Genomic DNA, 14,502 nt, shown 5'->3' on the forward strand with positions numbered 1-14,502 from the left:
CGCCCGGTCGGGCAGGCGAGGGGTAAGCGTTGATCCAGCTTTCGGTGATGGCGGCGGTCGTGACGGGGGTGGTGCTCGCGCTGCTCGTCGGCGGCGGCAGCTACGCGCTCTACCTGGGTTGGCGGTGGCGGGGCGAAGCCGCCCAAGCCTTGGCGCGGGTGCGCGAGACGGAGGCTCTTCGCCAGGTATCCCCCGCCATGGCGACGCTGATCCGCGCCGACGGCCGCATCGAAATGCCCCCGCGTCTGGTCGATTGGTTCGGCCTCGCGGCGGCACCGCGCTTTCTGCAGGACCTGACCGGCGATGGCGGCGGCCTCCCTCCGGACGAGGCGCAGGCCCTGGCGGCGGAGGTCAAGGCGGCGCAGCGCGCCGGCCGTGGCTTCGTCCGGACCCTGCATCCCCAAGCATCGGGGCGCAGTTTCACCGTGCGCGGCGCGCGCGCACCCGGCGACTTGGGCGCCACCGGCGCCGTGGTGCTGTGGGCGATCGACGCGACCGAAGCGGAGGCGGAGACGGCGCGGTTGAGCGCCGAGGTCGACGAGCTATCGGTGGCGTTCGACGCACTGACCGGACTGATCGAGGCGGCGCCGCTGCCCATGTGGTACCGGGGACCCGATTTCCGGCTGGCGATGGTCAACACGGCCTATGTGCGGGCCGTGGAGGGCGTCGATGCGGCGGACGTGATCGCGCGGCAGCTCGAGCTGATCGAGGGGTCCGGGCGCGGTGGCCCCAATGCCGGCGCACGGACGGCGCGCGAATCGGGGCGTCCGCAAGCCGCGATCCTGCCCGCGACGATCGATGGCGCGCGCCGCGCCTTGCATATCCACGACGTGCCGCTGCCGACCGGCGGGGTTGCGGGCTTCGCGGTCGATGTCGAGGATCTCGAACAATCGCGCGCCGCCGCCAAGCGTTTCGCCGAGGCGCAGCGCGCGATGCTGGACCGCCTGTCGGCCGGCGTCGCGCAATTCGGCCCGGATCGCGGGCTGGTGTTCTGTAACCAGCCGTTTCGCCGCATGTTCGCGATGCGCGCCGAATGGCTTGCCGACCGGCCGGAGTTCGACCGCGTGCTCGAGCGGATGCGTGAGGCCAGCCGCCTGCCGGAGGTGCGAGACTTTCCGAGCTGGAAGGCGGAACGGCGCAGCTGGTTCGTCCCCGGCGAGGACGCGATCGAGGAGAATTGGCATCTGCCGGGCGGCACGCATCTGCGCGTCGTTGCGCAGCCGCTGCCGGATGGCGGCCTGCTCGTCATCTTCGAGGATCGCACCGAGCAGGTGCAGCTGGCTAGCGCGCGCGACACGCTGCTGCGGGTTCGCACTGCGACCTTCGACAATTTGTTCGAGGCGCTGGCGGTATTCGCCGCCGACGGCAAGCTGCAGCTGTGGAACAACCGGCTGCGCAGCGTCTGGGGCTTCGAGGAGGAATTCCTCGCCGGCCACCCCCGGGTCGACAGTTTCGCGGAGGCCGCGGCCTCGCGTCTGGCGACCCCGAACCGCGCCGTGCTGATCCCCGAACTGGTCCGCTCTGCGACCAGCGAGCGCCAGCAGCGTGGCGGACGCGTCGCCTTCGCCGACGGCCGCCATTTCGAATTCGCCGCGGTGCCGCTGCCGGACGGCAATGCGCTGCTGACGATGCTCGACATCACCGACAGCCGCCGCGCCGAACAGGCGTTGCGCGACCGAGCCAACGCGCTGGAGGCGGCGGACAAGGTCAAGACGCAGTTCGTCGCCAACATGAGCTACGAATTGCGCACGCCGCTGACCTCGATCAGCGGCTTCGCCGAGATGCTGCATGAGGGCTATGCCGGCGCGCTGAGCCCCGCGGGCGACCAATATGTGCAGGCGATCCTCGATTCGGTCGAGCGGCTCGGGCTGCTGATCGACGACGTGCTCGATCTGACCCAGGGCGGCGACGATACCGACGTCGAGCGGATCGACGTCGATCTGGCGGCGGTGGCGCGGCAGGCGGCGGAGACGATCCAGCCGGCGGCGAAGCGGCGCAAGCTCGACTTCGCGATCGAGCTGGCGCGGTCCGCCGGGCGCGTCACCGGTGATCCCAAGCGGCTGAAGGAGGTGGTCGAGCATCTGCTGCGCCACGCGGTGGCGGCGACGCCGGAGGGCGGCCGCATCCTGCTGCACGCCGACGGCAATGCGACGCGGGCGCGGATCATCGTGTCGGACGACGGCTTCGGCATGGACGCGCAGGCGGTGGCGCATGCCTTCGACCGGTTCGCCGAACCCGGCATGCAACCGACCGGCGAACGTGCGCTTGGCCTCGGCCTGCCGCTCGCCCGCCAGTTCGTCGAGGCGCATGGCGGCACCATCGACCTCGTCTCCGAACCGGGGCAGGGGACGCTGGTGACGGTGGAGCTGCCGCGGCGATGACGGTCGTCGCCCTCGCCGATCCGGCCGCGACCGAGGCGTTCGGCGCCCGGCTGGCCGACCTGCTCGCCCCCGGCGACGTCATCGCACTGCGCGGCGATCTCGGCATGGGCAAGACCAGCCTAGCGCGCGGACTGCTCGCCGCGCTCGGCCTGGCCGGCGAGGCGCCGAGCCCGAGCTTCGCGATCGTCCAGCCCTATGCGCCGCCCGACGTGCGGCTGCCGGTGCTCCATGTCGACCTTTATCGGATCGACGATCCCGCTGAGATCGACGAACTCGGCCTGGACGACGCGCTCTACGATTCCGCGCTGTTGATCGAATGGCCGGAGCGGGCCGGCGACCGATGGCCCGATGCACTCGTCCTGACCCTGGCGCCGGCCTTGGACGGCGGACGAATCTTGACAGCGGACGTCCCCGCGGCATGGAGGCGGCGATGGCCGATATGACCCCGCCAGGCGGCGCCGCCGCCTTTCTCGCACGCCACGGCTGGGCGGGGGAGATCGTCCCGCTCGCTGGCGACGCTTCCTTCCGTCGCTATTTCCGGGTGCATGCGGGCGAGCGGCGGGCGATCCTGATGGACGCACCGCCGCCGCACGAGGATCCGCGCCCCTTTCTCTCGGTCGCCGGCTGGCTCAGCGCGCACGGCTTCGCCGCGCCTGCGATCCATGCCGTCGATCTCGACCAGGGTCTCGTCCTGATCGAGGATTTCGGTGACGCCCGGCTGCGCGAGACCGCGGATGCGGAAGGCGAGGCGGCGGTGCCGCTGTACGAGGCGGCGATCGACCTGCTCGTCGCGCTTGCCCGCCATCCCGCCGAGGGGCTGGCCCCCTATGACCGTGAGGTCCTGCACCGCGAGGCGGCGCTGTTCGTCGAATGGTATTGCCCGGCGGTGGGGCTGGCGATCGACGTAGACGGCTATCGCGCGGCCTGGGATGCGGTGTTCGATCATGCCCTGACCGATGCGCCCGTCACCGTGCTGCGCGACTATCATGCCGAAAATCTGATGCTGGTCGGCGCGCAGCGGCAACTCGGCCTGCTCGACTTCCAGGACGCGCTCGCCGGCCATCCGGCCTATGATCTCGTCTCGCTGCTGCAGGATGCCCGCCGCGATGTCGAACCGTCGCTGGAGGACAGGATGCTGGCCCGCTATCGCGCCGCGACCGGGGCGGGCGACGCCTTCCTCGACGCCTATCACGTGCTCGGCGCGCAGCGGAACGCCAAGATCATCGGCATCTTCACCCGGCTGTGGCAGCGCGACGGCAAGCCGCGCTACCCGTCGCTCTGCCCGCGGGTCTGGGCCTATCTGGAGCGCGACCTGTCGCAGCCGGTGCTGCGCCCCGTCGCCGCCTGGTTCGACGCCAACGTGCCGCCGGAAAAGCGCGGCGATCCGCTGGTGATCGGCGCATGACGCGGCTGCGCTCGCTGCGCCCCGACCCCGGCGCCCGCGTGCCCGCGACTGCGATGGTGATGGCGGCGGGCCTCGGCAAACGGATGCGGCCGCTCACCGCGACGCGCCCCAAGCCATTGGTCGAAGTCGCCGGCAAGCCGTTGATCGATCACGTCTTCGATCGGCTGCGCGCGGCCGGCGTGCAACGCGCGGTGGTCAACGTCCATTATCTCGGCGACGTACTGCAGGCGCATCTGACCGATCGCTACGACGATATCGAGGTGGTCTTCTCGGACGAGCGGGCTCAGCTGATGGAGACGGGCGGCGGCCTGGTGAAGGCGCGGCATCTGCTCGGCGACGATCCGGTGCTCGTCGTCAACAGCGATAATCTCTGGCTCGACGGGCCGGTGGACGCGCTGAAGCTGCTCGCCGCGCGCTGGGACGATGCGGACATGGACGCGCTGCTGCAGGTCGTTCCCTATGCGAGGGCGAACAACCACAAGGGACAGGGCGATTTCCGCCTTGGCCCCGACGGTCGCATCACCGGCCGCCGGCGGGAAGGCGCGACCGCGCCTTTCGTCTTTACCGGGGTGCAGATCCTGCATCCGCGGCTGATCGTCGACTGGCCGGAGGGACCCTTTTCCACCAATCTGTTCTGGAACCGCGCGATCGAGGCGGGTCGCGCCTTCGGGCAGGTCCATCAGGGTCTGTGGTTCGACGTCGGCACGCCGCAGGCGATCCCCAAGACCGAGGCGCTGATCGCGGATGGCTGAGCCGCGCCGGCCGCAGCTGTTCACCATCCCCTCGCACAAGGCGTTTGCGGATACTTTGGTCGCGGGGCTGCTGCGCCGCGCCGGCGACGATCCGATGGCGTTGGCGCGCGGGCTCGTGCTGCTGCCCAACAATCGTGCCGTCGTCGCGGTCACCAACGCCTTCGTGCGGGCGAGCGGCGGCGGGCTGCTGCTGCCGCGGCTGGTGCCGCTCGGCAGTGCCGACCTCGGCGAGGCGGTCGGGGCGGCGCTGGACCCGGCCGACGACCTCGATCCGCCGCCGCCCGCGGTGGCACCGATGCAGCGGCGGATGATCCTCGCCCGGCTGGTGCAGGAGGAACGGACGCGGGCCGGCCAGCCCGTCGACGCCGCCGAAGCGGTGCGGCTGGCGGGCGACCTCTGCCATACCCTCGACCAGCTGTTGGTCGAGGAGGTGCCGCCGGCGGCATTGCGCGACATCGACCTGGCGCCGGAGCTCAGCGAGCATTGGCAGCGCGCGCTGTCGACCTTCGCCATCGTGCTCGAGCGCTGGCCGGCGGAGCTGGCACGGCTCGGCATGATCGACGCGGCGACGCGGCGGCGGATGCTGCTCGACCGGCTGGCAAGGCGTTGGCGGCAGGCGCCGCCGACGGGCTTCGTCTGTGCCGCGGGCATCACCGATCCGGCGCCCGCGGTGGCGCGGCTGCTGCGCTGCGTCGCGGAGGCGCCGGCGGGGATGACCGTCTTCGCCGGGCTCGACCTCGCCATGCCGGAGGCGGAATGGGACGCGCTGGGTCCTCATGCGCCGGACCCGGTCACCGGCCTCGTCCGGCGAGCGATCGAGACGCATCCGCAATTCCACATGAAGCAGCTGATGGAGCGGATGGGCGTCGGCCGCGGCGAATTCGCCAATTGGCCGGGCACTGCTGGCCCCGATGCCGGCGCGATCCGCGGGCGCGCGGTCGCCAATGCCCTGGCGCCTGCCGCCTTCACCGGCAAATGGACCGCGCTGAAGGCGGAGGAGCGGCGGCTGACCGGGGTCACCGCCGCCGAGCTGGCGACGCCGGCGGAAGAGGCGCAGGCGATCGCGCTCGCGCTGCGCGGCGCGCTAGAGGAGGGGGGACGCACCGCCGCGCTCGTCACCCCCGATCGGGCGCTGGCGCGGCGCGTCGCGGCGCATCTGGAGCGCTGGGGCATCACCGCCAACGATTCGGCCGGCCGGCCGCTGTCGCTCTATGCGTCGGGCACGCTGCTGCTCGCGCTGGCGGAGGCGGCGGCGCAGCGGTTCGCGCCGCTCGCCTTGCTCGCGCTGCTCAAACATCCGTTGGTGCGCACCGGCGCGCGGCGACTGGCGTGGCTCGACGGCGTGCGCCGGCTCGACCGCGCCTTGCGCGGCCCGCGGCCGGCACCGGGGCTCGACGGCATCGCCGCGCATCTGGAACGCAACGGCCGCAAGCAGGCGCTGGCCTGGTGGGAGGAGGCGGCCGCGCTGCTTCGTCCGATCGAGCGGACGTTCGACGATGGCGCCCAGCCGATGGCGGCGATGCTCGCCTGTGTGCGGGAGACGGCGCAAAGTCTGTGCGACGACGATCTCTGGGCGGGCCTGCCGGGGCGAGCGGCGGCGCAGTTCATCGACGATCTGGAGGCGGCCGCCGCCGCCGGGCCGCCGCGCGTCGATCCGGCCGGGCTCGCGCCCTTGCTGCGCGGGCTGCTCGACGAGGTGGCGGTCCGCCTGCCGAGTGGGCGCAACCACCCGCGCATCGCCATCTACGGCCTGCTCGAGGCGCGATTGCAGACCGCGGACCTGATGGTGCTGGGCGGCCTCAACGAGGGCGTGTGGCCGGGGCGGCCGGCACCCGACCCCTGGCTGGCGCCGCGTATTCGCATGGCGCTGGGGCTGCCGGGTCTCGAATATGCGGTGGGCGTCGCGGCCCACGAATTCGGCCAGGCGCTGGGGGCGCCGGCGGTGCTGGTCACGCGGGCGCGGCGCGATGCGGCGGGGCCGACGCTGGCGTCGCGCCTATGGCTGCGGCTGCAGGCGATGGCGGGGGACCGCTTCACCCGCGCACACGATCTGGAACGCTGGGTCCATGCGCTCGACGCGCCGGGGGAATATCGTCCCGCCGATCGGCCCGCACCGGTGCCGCCCGCCGCGCTGCGGCCCAAGGCGATTTCGGTCACCGAGATCGACCGGTTGAAGGCGGACCCCTATGCCTTCTACGCCCGGCGGGTGCTGGCGCTGATGCCGCTCGACCCGGTCGATGCCGACCCGACGGCGGCGTGGCGCGGTACCGAGGTGCACCGTATTCTGGAGGAATGGTGGCGGCAGGATCGCTGCGCACCGGCGACGCTGATCGCGCGGGCCGACGCAATGCTGGCGGACGAGCGGACCCATCCGATGATGCGGGCGCTGTGGCGGCCGCGGCTGATGGAGGCGATCGACTGGATCGCGCGCCAGGTCGAGGCGCAGGCAGCGGACGGTCGCCAGGTCGCCAGTGCGGAAGGGGCCGGCAAGGCGGAGATCGCCGGCATCGTGCTGACCGGCCGCTACGATCGCGTCGACCGGCTGGCCGACGGCAGCCTCGCGATCGTCGATTACAAGACCGGCAAGCCGCCCTCTGCCGCCGCGGTACGGGCAGGCTACAGCCTGCAGCTTGGCCTGCTCGGCGCGCTGGCGGAACGGGGCGGTTTCGCCGATGTCCGCGGCAAGGCGGCGGCGTTCGAATATTGGTCGCTTGGCAAGAAGCGCGACCAGTTCGGCTATATCGACACGCCGGTCCATCCCGACGGCCAGCGCGACCGGATCGTCACCGCCGACTTCACCGCCATCGCCGTCGCCAATTTCGTCGAGGCGGCGGGGAATTGGTTGACCGGGGACGCCCCCTTCACGGCCAAGCTGGTGCCCGAATACGCCCCTTATGCCGAATATGACCAATTGATGCGCCGGGATGAATGGTATGGCCGCGACTGACACGCTCGCCACGCTGCCGCGGCTGAAGGGTGCGCAGGCCGCCGCCAGCGATCCGCAGGCGCATGTCTGGCTGTCCGCCTCCGCCGGGACGGGCAAGACCCAGGTTCTGGCCGCGCGCGTCTTTCGCCTGTTGCTGCGCGACGTCCAGCCCTCGGCGATCCTCTGCCTGACCTTCACCAAGGCGGGCGCGGCGGAAATGGCGCAGCGGATCAACACTCGGCTTGCCGCCTGGGTGCGGATGGCGCCGACGCAATTGGCCGCCGACCTGGAGGCACTCGGCGAGCGGGCGACGCCGGCGTTGCAGGATCGCGCCCGTACCCTGTTCGCGCGCGTGCTCGATGCGCCGGGCGGTGGCCTGCGCATCCAGACGATCCACGGCTTCTGCCAGAGCCTTCTGGCCGCCTTCCCGGTCGAGGCGGCGCTGACCCCCGGCTTCCGCCCGTTGGAGGCGCGCGAGGAGGCGGTGCTGGCGCGCGAGACGCTCGCCCAGCAGCTCGCCGATGCGGAGCGCGAGGGGCGGCTGACGCCGATCGACACGATCGGCGCGCTGTCGCTGCGTCTCGGCGAGGGCGGGGCGGAAGCCTTCCTGCTTGCGTGCGCACGGTCGCTGCCGGCGCTGGAGGCCTTGCCGAGCGGCATCCAGCCGTGGCTGCGCCGCGCACTCGACCTGCCCCAGGGCGATATCGGCGACGCGCTGGCCTCGGGCTGCGACCTGATCGACACTGGGGTGATCGAGCGGCTGGCGGCGGCGAACCGCGCCTGGGCGACGGCGACGGGGCTCGGCCATGCCGCGCGCTTCGATGCCTGGCTGGCCGCGTCGCCCGGATCTCGCGCGCAGACGCTGGAGGATTTGGCCGGTACGGTGTTGACCGGCAAGAACGAGCCCCGCAAGGCGTCGAAGAAGCTGGTCGATGCCGAGCCCGACTATGAAGAACTGGCCGCGGAACTCGGCGCGCATTGCCTCGACCTGCTGTCGCTGACCAGCCGCGCCGCCTATGCCGATCTGCTCGCCGCGGGGCTGGCCGTCGGCCGCGACTATGCGCGCGCCTATGCGGCGGCGAAGCGGCGGATCGGCGCGGTCGATTTCGACGATCTGATCGCGGTCACCGTCCGGCTGCTCGAACAGCCCGGCATCGGCGAATGGGTGCGCTACAAGCTCGACCAGGGCACGGAACATGTGCTGATCGACGAGGCGCAGGACACCAACCTCAACCAGTGGCGGATCGTCACCGCGCTGGCGTCGGAGTTCTTCGTCGGCCGCGGCGTGTTCGCACCGGCGACGCGGACGCTGTTCACCGTCGGCGACTATAAGCAGGCGATCTTCGGCTTTCAGGGCACCGATCCGATCAACTTCCGCTGGGCGGAGGGTCATTTCGCGCAGCGCGCCGCGGCGGTGGCGGGCGACCTCGACTGGCCGGAGCAGGAACGCGGCCTGCCGTTCAACCAATTGTCGCTGACCCATTCCTTCCGCTCGACCCGGCCGGTGCTCGAATTCGTCGATGCGGCGGTGGCGGCGATCGGCGATCCCGGACTCGGCATCGCCGGCGATCTCGAACGCCACGCCAGCGAGGTCGCCGGCCCGGGCCGCGTCGACCTGTGGCCGCCGGTCGTCGCCGGCGGCAGCGAGGAGGACGAGGAAGCCTGGATCGACGATGCGGTGCGCGAACAGGCGGTGCGTATCGCGCGTGCGGTACGCGATTGGCTGAAGGACGAGCTGATGCTGGAAAGCAAGGGCCGGCCGCTGCGCCCCGAGGACGTCATGATCCTGGTCAAGCGCCGGGGCGACCTTGCCTCGCTGATCGTCGCGCGCCTCTATGCGGAAGGCGTGCCGGTCGCCGGCGTCGATCGGTTGCGGCTCAATGCGCCGCTCGCGGTGCAGGACCTGCTTGCCGCCATCCGCTTCGTGCTGCAGCCCGACGACGATCTGTCACTCGCCAGCCTGCTCGTCTCGCCGCTGATCGGCTGGACGCAGGATGAGCTGATGGCGGCCGCCCCCCGCGCGGCAGGCAGCCTGTGGTCGCGGTTGACCGACACGCAGTCCGACGAGCGGCTCGCGCCGTTGCGCGCCATGCTCGGCCGGGCCGACATCGACACGCCCTATCAATTCCTCGAGGCGCTGCTGTCGGGGCCGCTCGACGGCCGGCGCAAGCTGATCCGCCGGCTGGGCGAGGAGGCGCGCGACCCGATCGAGGAATTGCTCAACGCCGCACTGTTGTTCGAGACCAGTTCGACGCCGTCGCTGCAGCGGTTCCTCGACTGGTTCGACCGCGGCGACGTCGAGATCGTCCGCGATCCCTCGGCGCCACTCGATGCGGTGCGGGTGATGACCGCGCACGGCGCCAAGGGTCTGCAGGCGCCGCTCGTCATCCTTGCCGATGCCACGGTCGATCCCACCGCCGCGCCACGTACGCTGGTGCGCTGGTCGCCCGAGCCCGGTGCCCAGCCGATCCCGATCTTTCGCCCGCGCTCGGCCGAGCGGGGCGGGCCGCTCGACATTGCGATCAGCGAACTCGAACGGCGCGAGCTCGAGGAGCATTGGCGGCTGTTCTACGTCGCCGCGACGCGCGCCGAGGAACGGCTGGTGATCAGCGGGGCACTTGGCCCGCGGGCCAAGGGTGTGCCGCCCGAGGCGAGCTGGTATGCCGCCGCCGCCCGCGCCTTCGACGCGCTCGGCGCCGTGGGGGAGGGCGCGCGCAGCTTCGCCGGCAGCGAGCCGCAACCGCCGGTCAAGCCGCGCCCGCCCGCGGTCGGCGAGACGACCGAGCGTGCCGCGGTGCCGGCATGGGCACGCCAGGCGGCGCCGCAGGAAAGCCGACCGCCGCGCCCGCTCGCCCCGTCCGCGCTCGGCGAGGACGAGGTCAGCGATCCGCCCCCTGCCGCCGCGATGCGCGCCGCGGCGGAGCGTGGCCGGCTCTACCATGCGCTATTCGAACGCCTGCCGGCGGTGGCGCCGTCGGACCGGGCGGGTGCTGCCGATCGCTGGCTCGCCGGCGCCGGCGGCCTCGCCGATCCGGTCGCGCGCGCGGAGATCGTCGAGTGCGTGCTGTCGATCCTCGACGATCCGCGCTTCGCCGACCTGTTCGGTCCGGAGGCGCTGGCGGAGGCGCCGATCGCCGCGACGCTGGACGACGGCACCGTCGTGTCGGGCACCGTCGACCGGCTGCTGGTCACGGCAGAGGCGGTACGCGTCGTCGACTTCAAGACCGGCCGCCGGCCGCCCGCGAACCGTGACGAGATCCCCGCCTATCACCTCGCCCAGCTCGGCGCCTATGCCGCCGCGCTGGCGATCGTCTTCCCGGGCCGAAGGGTGGAGGCGGGGCTGCTCTACACCGCCGGGCCGCGGCTCTTCGACCTGCCGCCGACGCTGCTCGCCGCGCACAAGCCAGGCTTGGCGCGGCCGGAGCAAAGCTAGCCCCCAAGCGGTTGAGCCGACACCCGCCCCATCCTAAATGGGGTGCAAAGGAGATTATCCATGGCGACCAAGACGATCACCGATTCCAGCTTCCAGAGCGACGTGCTCAATGCCGATGGCCCCGTGCTGGTCGATTTCTGGGCGGAATGGTGCGGACCGTGCAAGATGATCGGGCCGAGCCTAGAGGAACTGTCGGAGGAACTGGGCGAGAAGGTGACGATCGCCAAGCTCAACATCGACGACAATCCCGATGCGCCGGGCCGTTACGGCGTGCGTGGCATTCCGACGATGATCCTGTTCAAGGCCGGCGCGCCGGCGGCGACCAAGGTCGGTGCCGAGCCAAAGGGCCGGATCAAGGCCTGGCTGGAAGGTGAACTTGCCTGAGGTTTTGGGGGGCGTCCTACGCCCCCCTTCGTTTGACGGGCTGCGATTCGCGGCTCAGGCCAGCACCGCTCGCGCGCGCTCCCACAATGCCGGCGATGCCGCCGCGATCATCCCGCTTCGGCCATCACCGATCCGATAGTCCGCCCCGTCGAGCCGCCGTACGACGCCCCCGGCCTCGCGCAGGAACAGGCTGCCGGCGGCATGATCCCACGGCAATGTCCGGCGGAACAGCGCGGCGTCATCGGTGCCCAGCACCAGCCGGGGATATTGTTCCGCCGCACAACGTGGCATCGGCTTGATCTGCCAGTGGCCGGCGGCGCGCGCGTCGATGTCGGCCAATTCCTCGGCCGACAAAAAATAGGTCGCCACGCCCGCCACGGGCTGCGTGCCGCCCGTGCCGCGTGCGAAGACCCGCTCGCCGTCGACGAACGCACCGCCACCGGCGACCGCATGGACCAGCCGGTCGCTCACCGGATCGAAGATCCAGCCCGCCTGCACCACGTCGTCTTCGGCAAGCGCGATCATGATGCCGAAAGGGGTGCGGCCATTGGCATAATTGTTGGTCCCGTCGATCGGATCGACGATCCAGACGCGGCCGCGGTCGATACCGTCGAGGATCGTCGGATCGGCGGCCACCGCCTCCTCGCCGACGACCCGCGCGGTGGCGTCGATCGCCAGCAGCCCTTCGGTCAGCGCCGCCTCGCTGGCGCGATCGGCGACGGTGACGAGATCGTCCGCCGCCTTCTCGATCACCTGTTCGGGTGACAGGTTGCGGAAATGTGGCATCACGATCTCGGCCCCGACCCGGCGCATCAGCGCGACGACGGCGTCATGGTGCTTGTGGGTCATTTCGGCCTCTTCAGCTCCGATAATCGGCGTTGATCGCGATATAGCCGTGCGTCAGGTCGCACGTCCAAACCGTCGCGACGCCGTCGCCGAGGCCGAGGTCGACGCCGATCTCGACCTCCTGCCCCTTCAGATGCGCGGCGACCGGTGCCTCGTCATAGCCCTCGACCGCGAGGCCGCCTTCGGCGACCTGCGTCGTACCGAAGCGGATCGACAATCTGTCGCGCTCGGCCGGCTCGCCGGCCTTGCCGACGGCCATGACGACGCGGCCCCAATTGGCGTCCTCGCCCGCGATCGCCGTCTTGACCAGCGGCGAATTGGCGATCGACATGGCGATGCGGTGCGCGCTGCGGTCGCTTTCCGCGCCCGCGACGGTGATCTGGATGAGCTTGCTCGCGCCCTCGCCGTCGCGCACGACCAACAGCGCCAACTGGCGGCACAGATCGGCGAGCGCCGCGGCGAAGGCATCGGCACCGTCGCTGTCGGGCCCGGCGAGCGGCGTATTGCCGGCCGTGCCGGTGGCGAAGGCGAGCACCGTGTCGCTGGTCGACGTGTCGCCGTCGACGGTGATGCACGAGAAGGTGGTGGTGTTCGCGGCGTTGAGCGCCGCCTGCAGGAAGCCGGGCTCGACCGCCGCATCGGTGAAGATGAAGCCGAGCATCGTCGCCATGTCCGGCGCGATCATGCCCGACCCCTTGATGATGCCGACCAGGGTCACGGTCCGCCCATCGACGATCGCGGTGGTGGTCGCGCCCTTCGGATAGGTGTCGGTGGTGCCGATCGTCTCCGCCGCCGCCTGCCAGTCGCACGGTTCGGCGGCAAAGGCCGCGTCGAGCCCGGCCTCCGCCTTGTCGACCGGCAGCGGCACGCCGATCACGCCGGTCGAGGCGACGAACACGTCCGACGGCTGGCAGCCGATGTGCTGGGCGGTCCGCGCCGCGATCGCTTCCACCGCGGTGCGACCGCGATGGCCGGTGAAGGCGTTGGAATTGCCGGCGTTGACGACCAGTGCCCGCGCCTGCCCGAGCGTCAGCGCCTTGCGGCACCATTCCACCTCCGGCGACGGGCATTTGCTCTGCGTCAGCACGCCCGCGACGCTCGTCCCCGGCGCGAGCGCGACGAAGGTCAGGTCGCAGCGGTCCCAAGTCTTGTAGCGTGCCCGCGCGACATGCGGCACGACGCCGGCGATCGCGGGCAGGGCGGGGAAGGCGGCGGGGGCCAGCGGCGAGCGCGCATGATCTGTCATGCTGCCGCTATGGAAGCAGTCGCGGCCCGTATCAACGACGGGATGATGACAGCGGGGTAGGGGGTAGGGCGATGATCGACATGACGACGGCGTTGCCGATGATTCTGGTGATGCAGGCGACGACGCCCGCGACCGCGCCGCAAGCCGATCCGCCCCGCGCGGCCTCGCCCAGCGGCTACGAGCCGCCATTTCCTATCGGCTCTCAGGGTGACTGGTTTCCGTTCGAGGCCTATCCGCCGGTTGCGCGCCGGGCGGGTCAGCAGGGCAGGGTGTTGCTCAAGCTCGCTATCGACGCGCAAGGAAAGCCCACCGACTGTACGGTGACAGAATCGAGTGGCTTCGCGTTGCTCGATGCAGAGACGTGCAGCATGGCAATGCGCAACGCTCGCTTCCACCCAGCTCGCCAGAGTGGCGTGCCAGTTGCCAGCACGTATCAGTTGCGCGGCGTGCGATGGGCACTAACCGATAATGCCGGACCGCCGACTATGGAAGTCGGCGACACCCCGAATTCTGTCATCGACAATGAAGTCGAGCTTTCTCTCACGGCTTCGGGAGCGGTGGCAGGTTGCAAGATCATTCGGCGCACGACTGAGGTCGGTGATCCCTGTATAGGATTCCCGACGGGCAAGGCGATGTTTCCGCCGCTCCAGCACAATGGCATGCCGGTGACCGCACGCGCGAGGTACGTGACGACGCTCACGCTGCTTCCGGCGCAATAACCGAGGCCGCTGTCTCCCAGCTCTGTGCAGAACGGCCTTTCAACCAGCGATGTGTTAGTAGACGCCCGCCGCCACAGCCCCTATGCCGGGCGCGCAATGAACCTGCTGTTGCTCCTCTCTGCCCTGCTGTCCGCGCTGACCGGCGTCGGTTCGGCCGGGCGGGCGCCCGCCGCGGCGCAGGAGATCAGCGCGCAGGTCACCGCCGCTGCGGCGCAGGTCCGTGCGGTTCGCGCTGCTCGGCGTCCACAATCCGCGAAGCTGACGGTTGCGATGGTCCGTGCAGCCGCCGCGTTGCCTGTTCTCGCTGTGGCGACCGCGCCGCTCTACGCGAGCCGTCGGCGCGAGTAGCGCCGCGCCCGATGTTTGCAGCGGCCCAGGCCGCATTCGACTTTTCCGACTCATCGGCCGCG

11 protein-coding genes are annotated in these 14,502 nt (G+C 71.1%); 9 read left to right on the plus strand and 2 right to left on the minus strand.

Annotated elements, in window-relative coordinates; genetic code table 11:
• Nucleotides 1-47: 47 nt before the first annotated feature.
• The 7 genes from ACU5AX_RS00935 to trxA are packed head-to-tail and all read left to right on the plus strand — an operon-like array spanning nucleotide 48 to nucleotide 11,281.
• Complete coding sequence (locus ACU5AX_RS00935) at nucleotides 48-2,381, plus strand: sensor histidine kinase (RefSeq protein WP_446690432.1); 2,334 nt, start codon at nucleotides 48-50, stop codon at nucleotides 2,379-2,381.
• A complete protein-coding gene (gene tsaE / locus ACU5AX_RS00940) occupies nucleotides 2,378-2,824 on the plus strand; it encodes a tRNA (adenosine(37)-N6)-threonylcarbamoyltransferase complex ATPase subunit type 1 TsaE (RefSeq protein ID WP_446689293.1) in 447 nt (148 codons plus the stop codon). Before ACU5AX_RS00935 ends, tsaE begins: the two co-directional genes overlap by 4 nt.
• Nucleotides 2,821-3,786 (plus strand): aminoglycoside phosphotransferase family protein, encoded by a 966-nt coding sequence (locus ACU5AX_RS00945; protein WP_446690433.1) that lies wholly within the window; start codon nucleotides 2,821-2,823, stop codon nucleotides 3,784-3,786. Before tsaE ends, ACU5AX_RS00945 begins: the two co-directional genes overlap by 4 nt.
• A complete protein-coding gene (locus ACU5AX_RS00950; RefSeq protein WP_446689294.1) occupies nucleotides 3,783-4,538 on the plus strand; it encodes a nucleotidyltransferase family protein in 756 nt (251 codons plus the stop codon). Before ACU5AX_RS00945 ends, ACU5AX_RS00950 begins: the two co-directional genes overlap by 4 nt.
• Complete coding sequence (addB, locus tag ACU5AX_RS00955; RefSeq protein ID WP_446689295.1) at nucleotides 4,531-7,485, plus strand: double-strand break repair protein AddB; 2,955 nt, start codon at nucleotides 4,531-4,533, stop codon at nucleotides 7,483-7,485. The genes ACU5AX_RS00950 and addB overlap by 8 nt, the downstream gene beginning before the upstream one ends.
• Nucleotides 7,472-10,897 carry a double-strand break repair helicase AddA gene (gene addA, locus ACU5AX_RS00960; protein ID WP_446689296.1) on the plus strand — a complete coding sequence of 1,142 codons (3,426 nt, stop codon included), beginning with the start codon at nucleotides 7,472-7,474 and terminating at the stop codon, nucleotides 10,895-10,897. The genes addB and addA overlap by 14 nt, the downstream gene beginning before the upstream one ends.
• Nucleotides 10,898-10,957: 60 nt before the next feature.
• Nucleotides 10,958-11,281: a thioredoxin TrxA gene (trxA, locus tag ACU5AX_RS00965; RefSeq protein WP_198353143.1), complete on the plus strand. Its 324-nt coding sequence runs from the start codon at nucleotides 10,958-10,960 to the stop codon at nucleotides 11,279-11,281.
• Nucleotides 11,282-11,335: 54 nt separating this feature from the next.
• On the opposite strand, the gene ACU5AX_RS00970 is transcribed toward trxA, so the two are convergent.
• Together ACU5AX_RS00970 and argJ are read right to left on the minus strand one after the other, a co-directional pair.
• Nucleotides 11,336-12,130 (minus strand): inositol monophosphatase family protein, encoded by a 795-nt coding sequence (locus ACU5AX_RS00970; protein WP_446689297.1) that lies wholly within the window; start codon nucleotides 12,128-12,130, stop codon nucleotides 11,336-11,338.
• A 10-nt stretch (nucleotides 12,131-12,140) separates the two neighbouring features.
• Nucleotides 12,141-13,373, minus strand: a complete 1,233-nt coding sequence (gene argJ / locus ACU5AX_RS00975) for a bifunctional glutamate N-acetyltransferase/amino-acid acetyltransferase ArgJ (protein WP_446689298.1) — start codon at nucleotides 13,371-13,373, stop codon at nucleotides 12,141-12,143.
• A gap of 71 nt (nucleotides 13,374-13,444) precedes the next feature.
• On the opposite strand from argJ, the gene ACU5AX_RS00980 reads away from it, so the two are divergent.
• Entirely contained in the window at nucleotides 13,445-14,092 is a 648-nt protein-coding gene (locus ACU5AX_RS00980) for an energy transducer TonB (protein WP_446689299.1), read from the plus strand.
• A 96-nt stretch (nucleotides 14,093-14,188) separates the two neighbouring features.
• On the plus strand, nucleotides 14,189-14,440 hold the full coding sequence (locus ACU5AX_RS00985) for a hypothetical protein (protein ID WP_446689300.1): 252 nt from the start codon (nucleotides 14,189-14,191) through the stop codon (nucleotides 14,438-14,440).
• Nucleotides 14,441-14,502 lie beyond the last annotated feature (62 nt).

This window comes from Sphingomonas benefaciens (assembly GCF_052907485.1).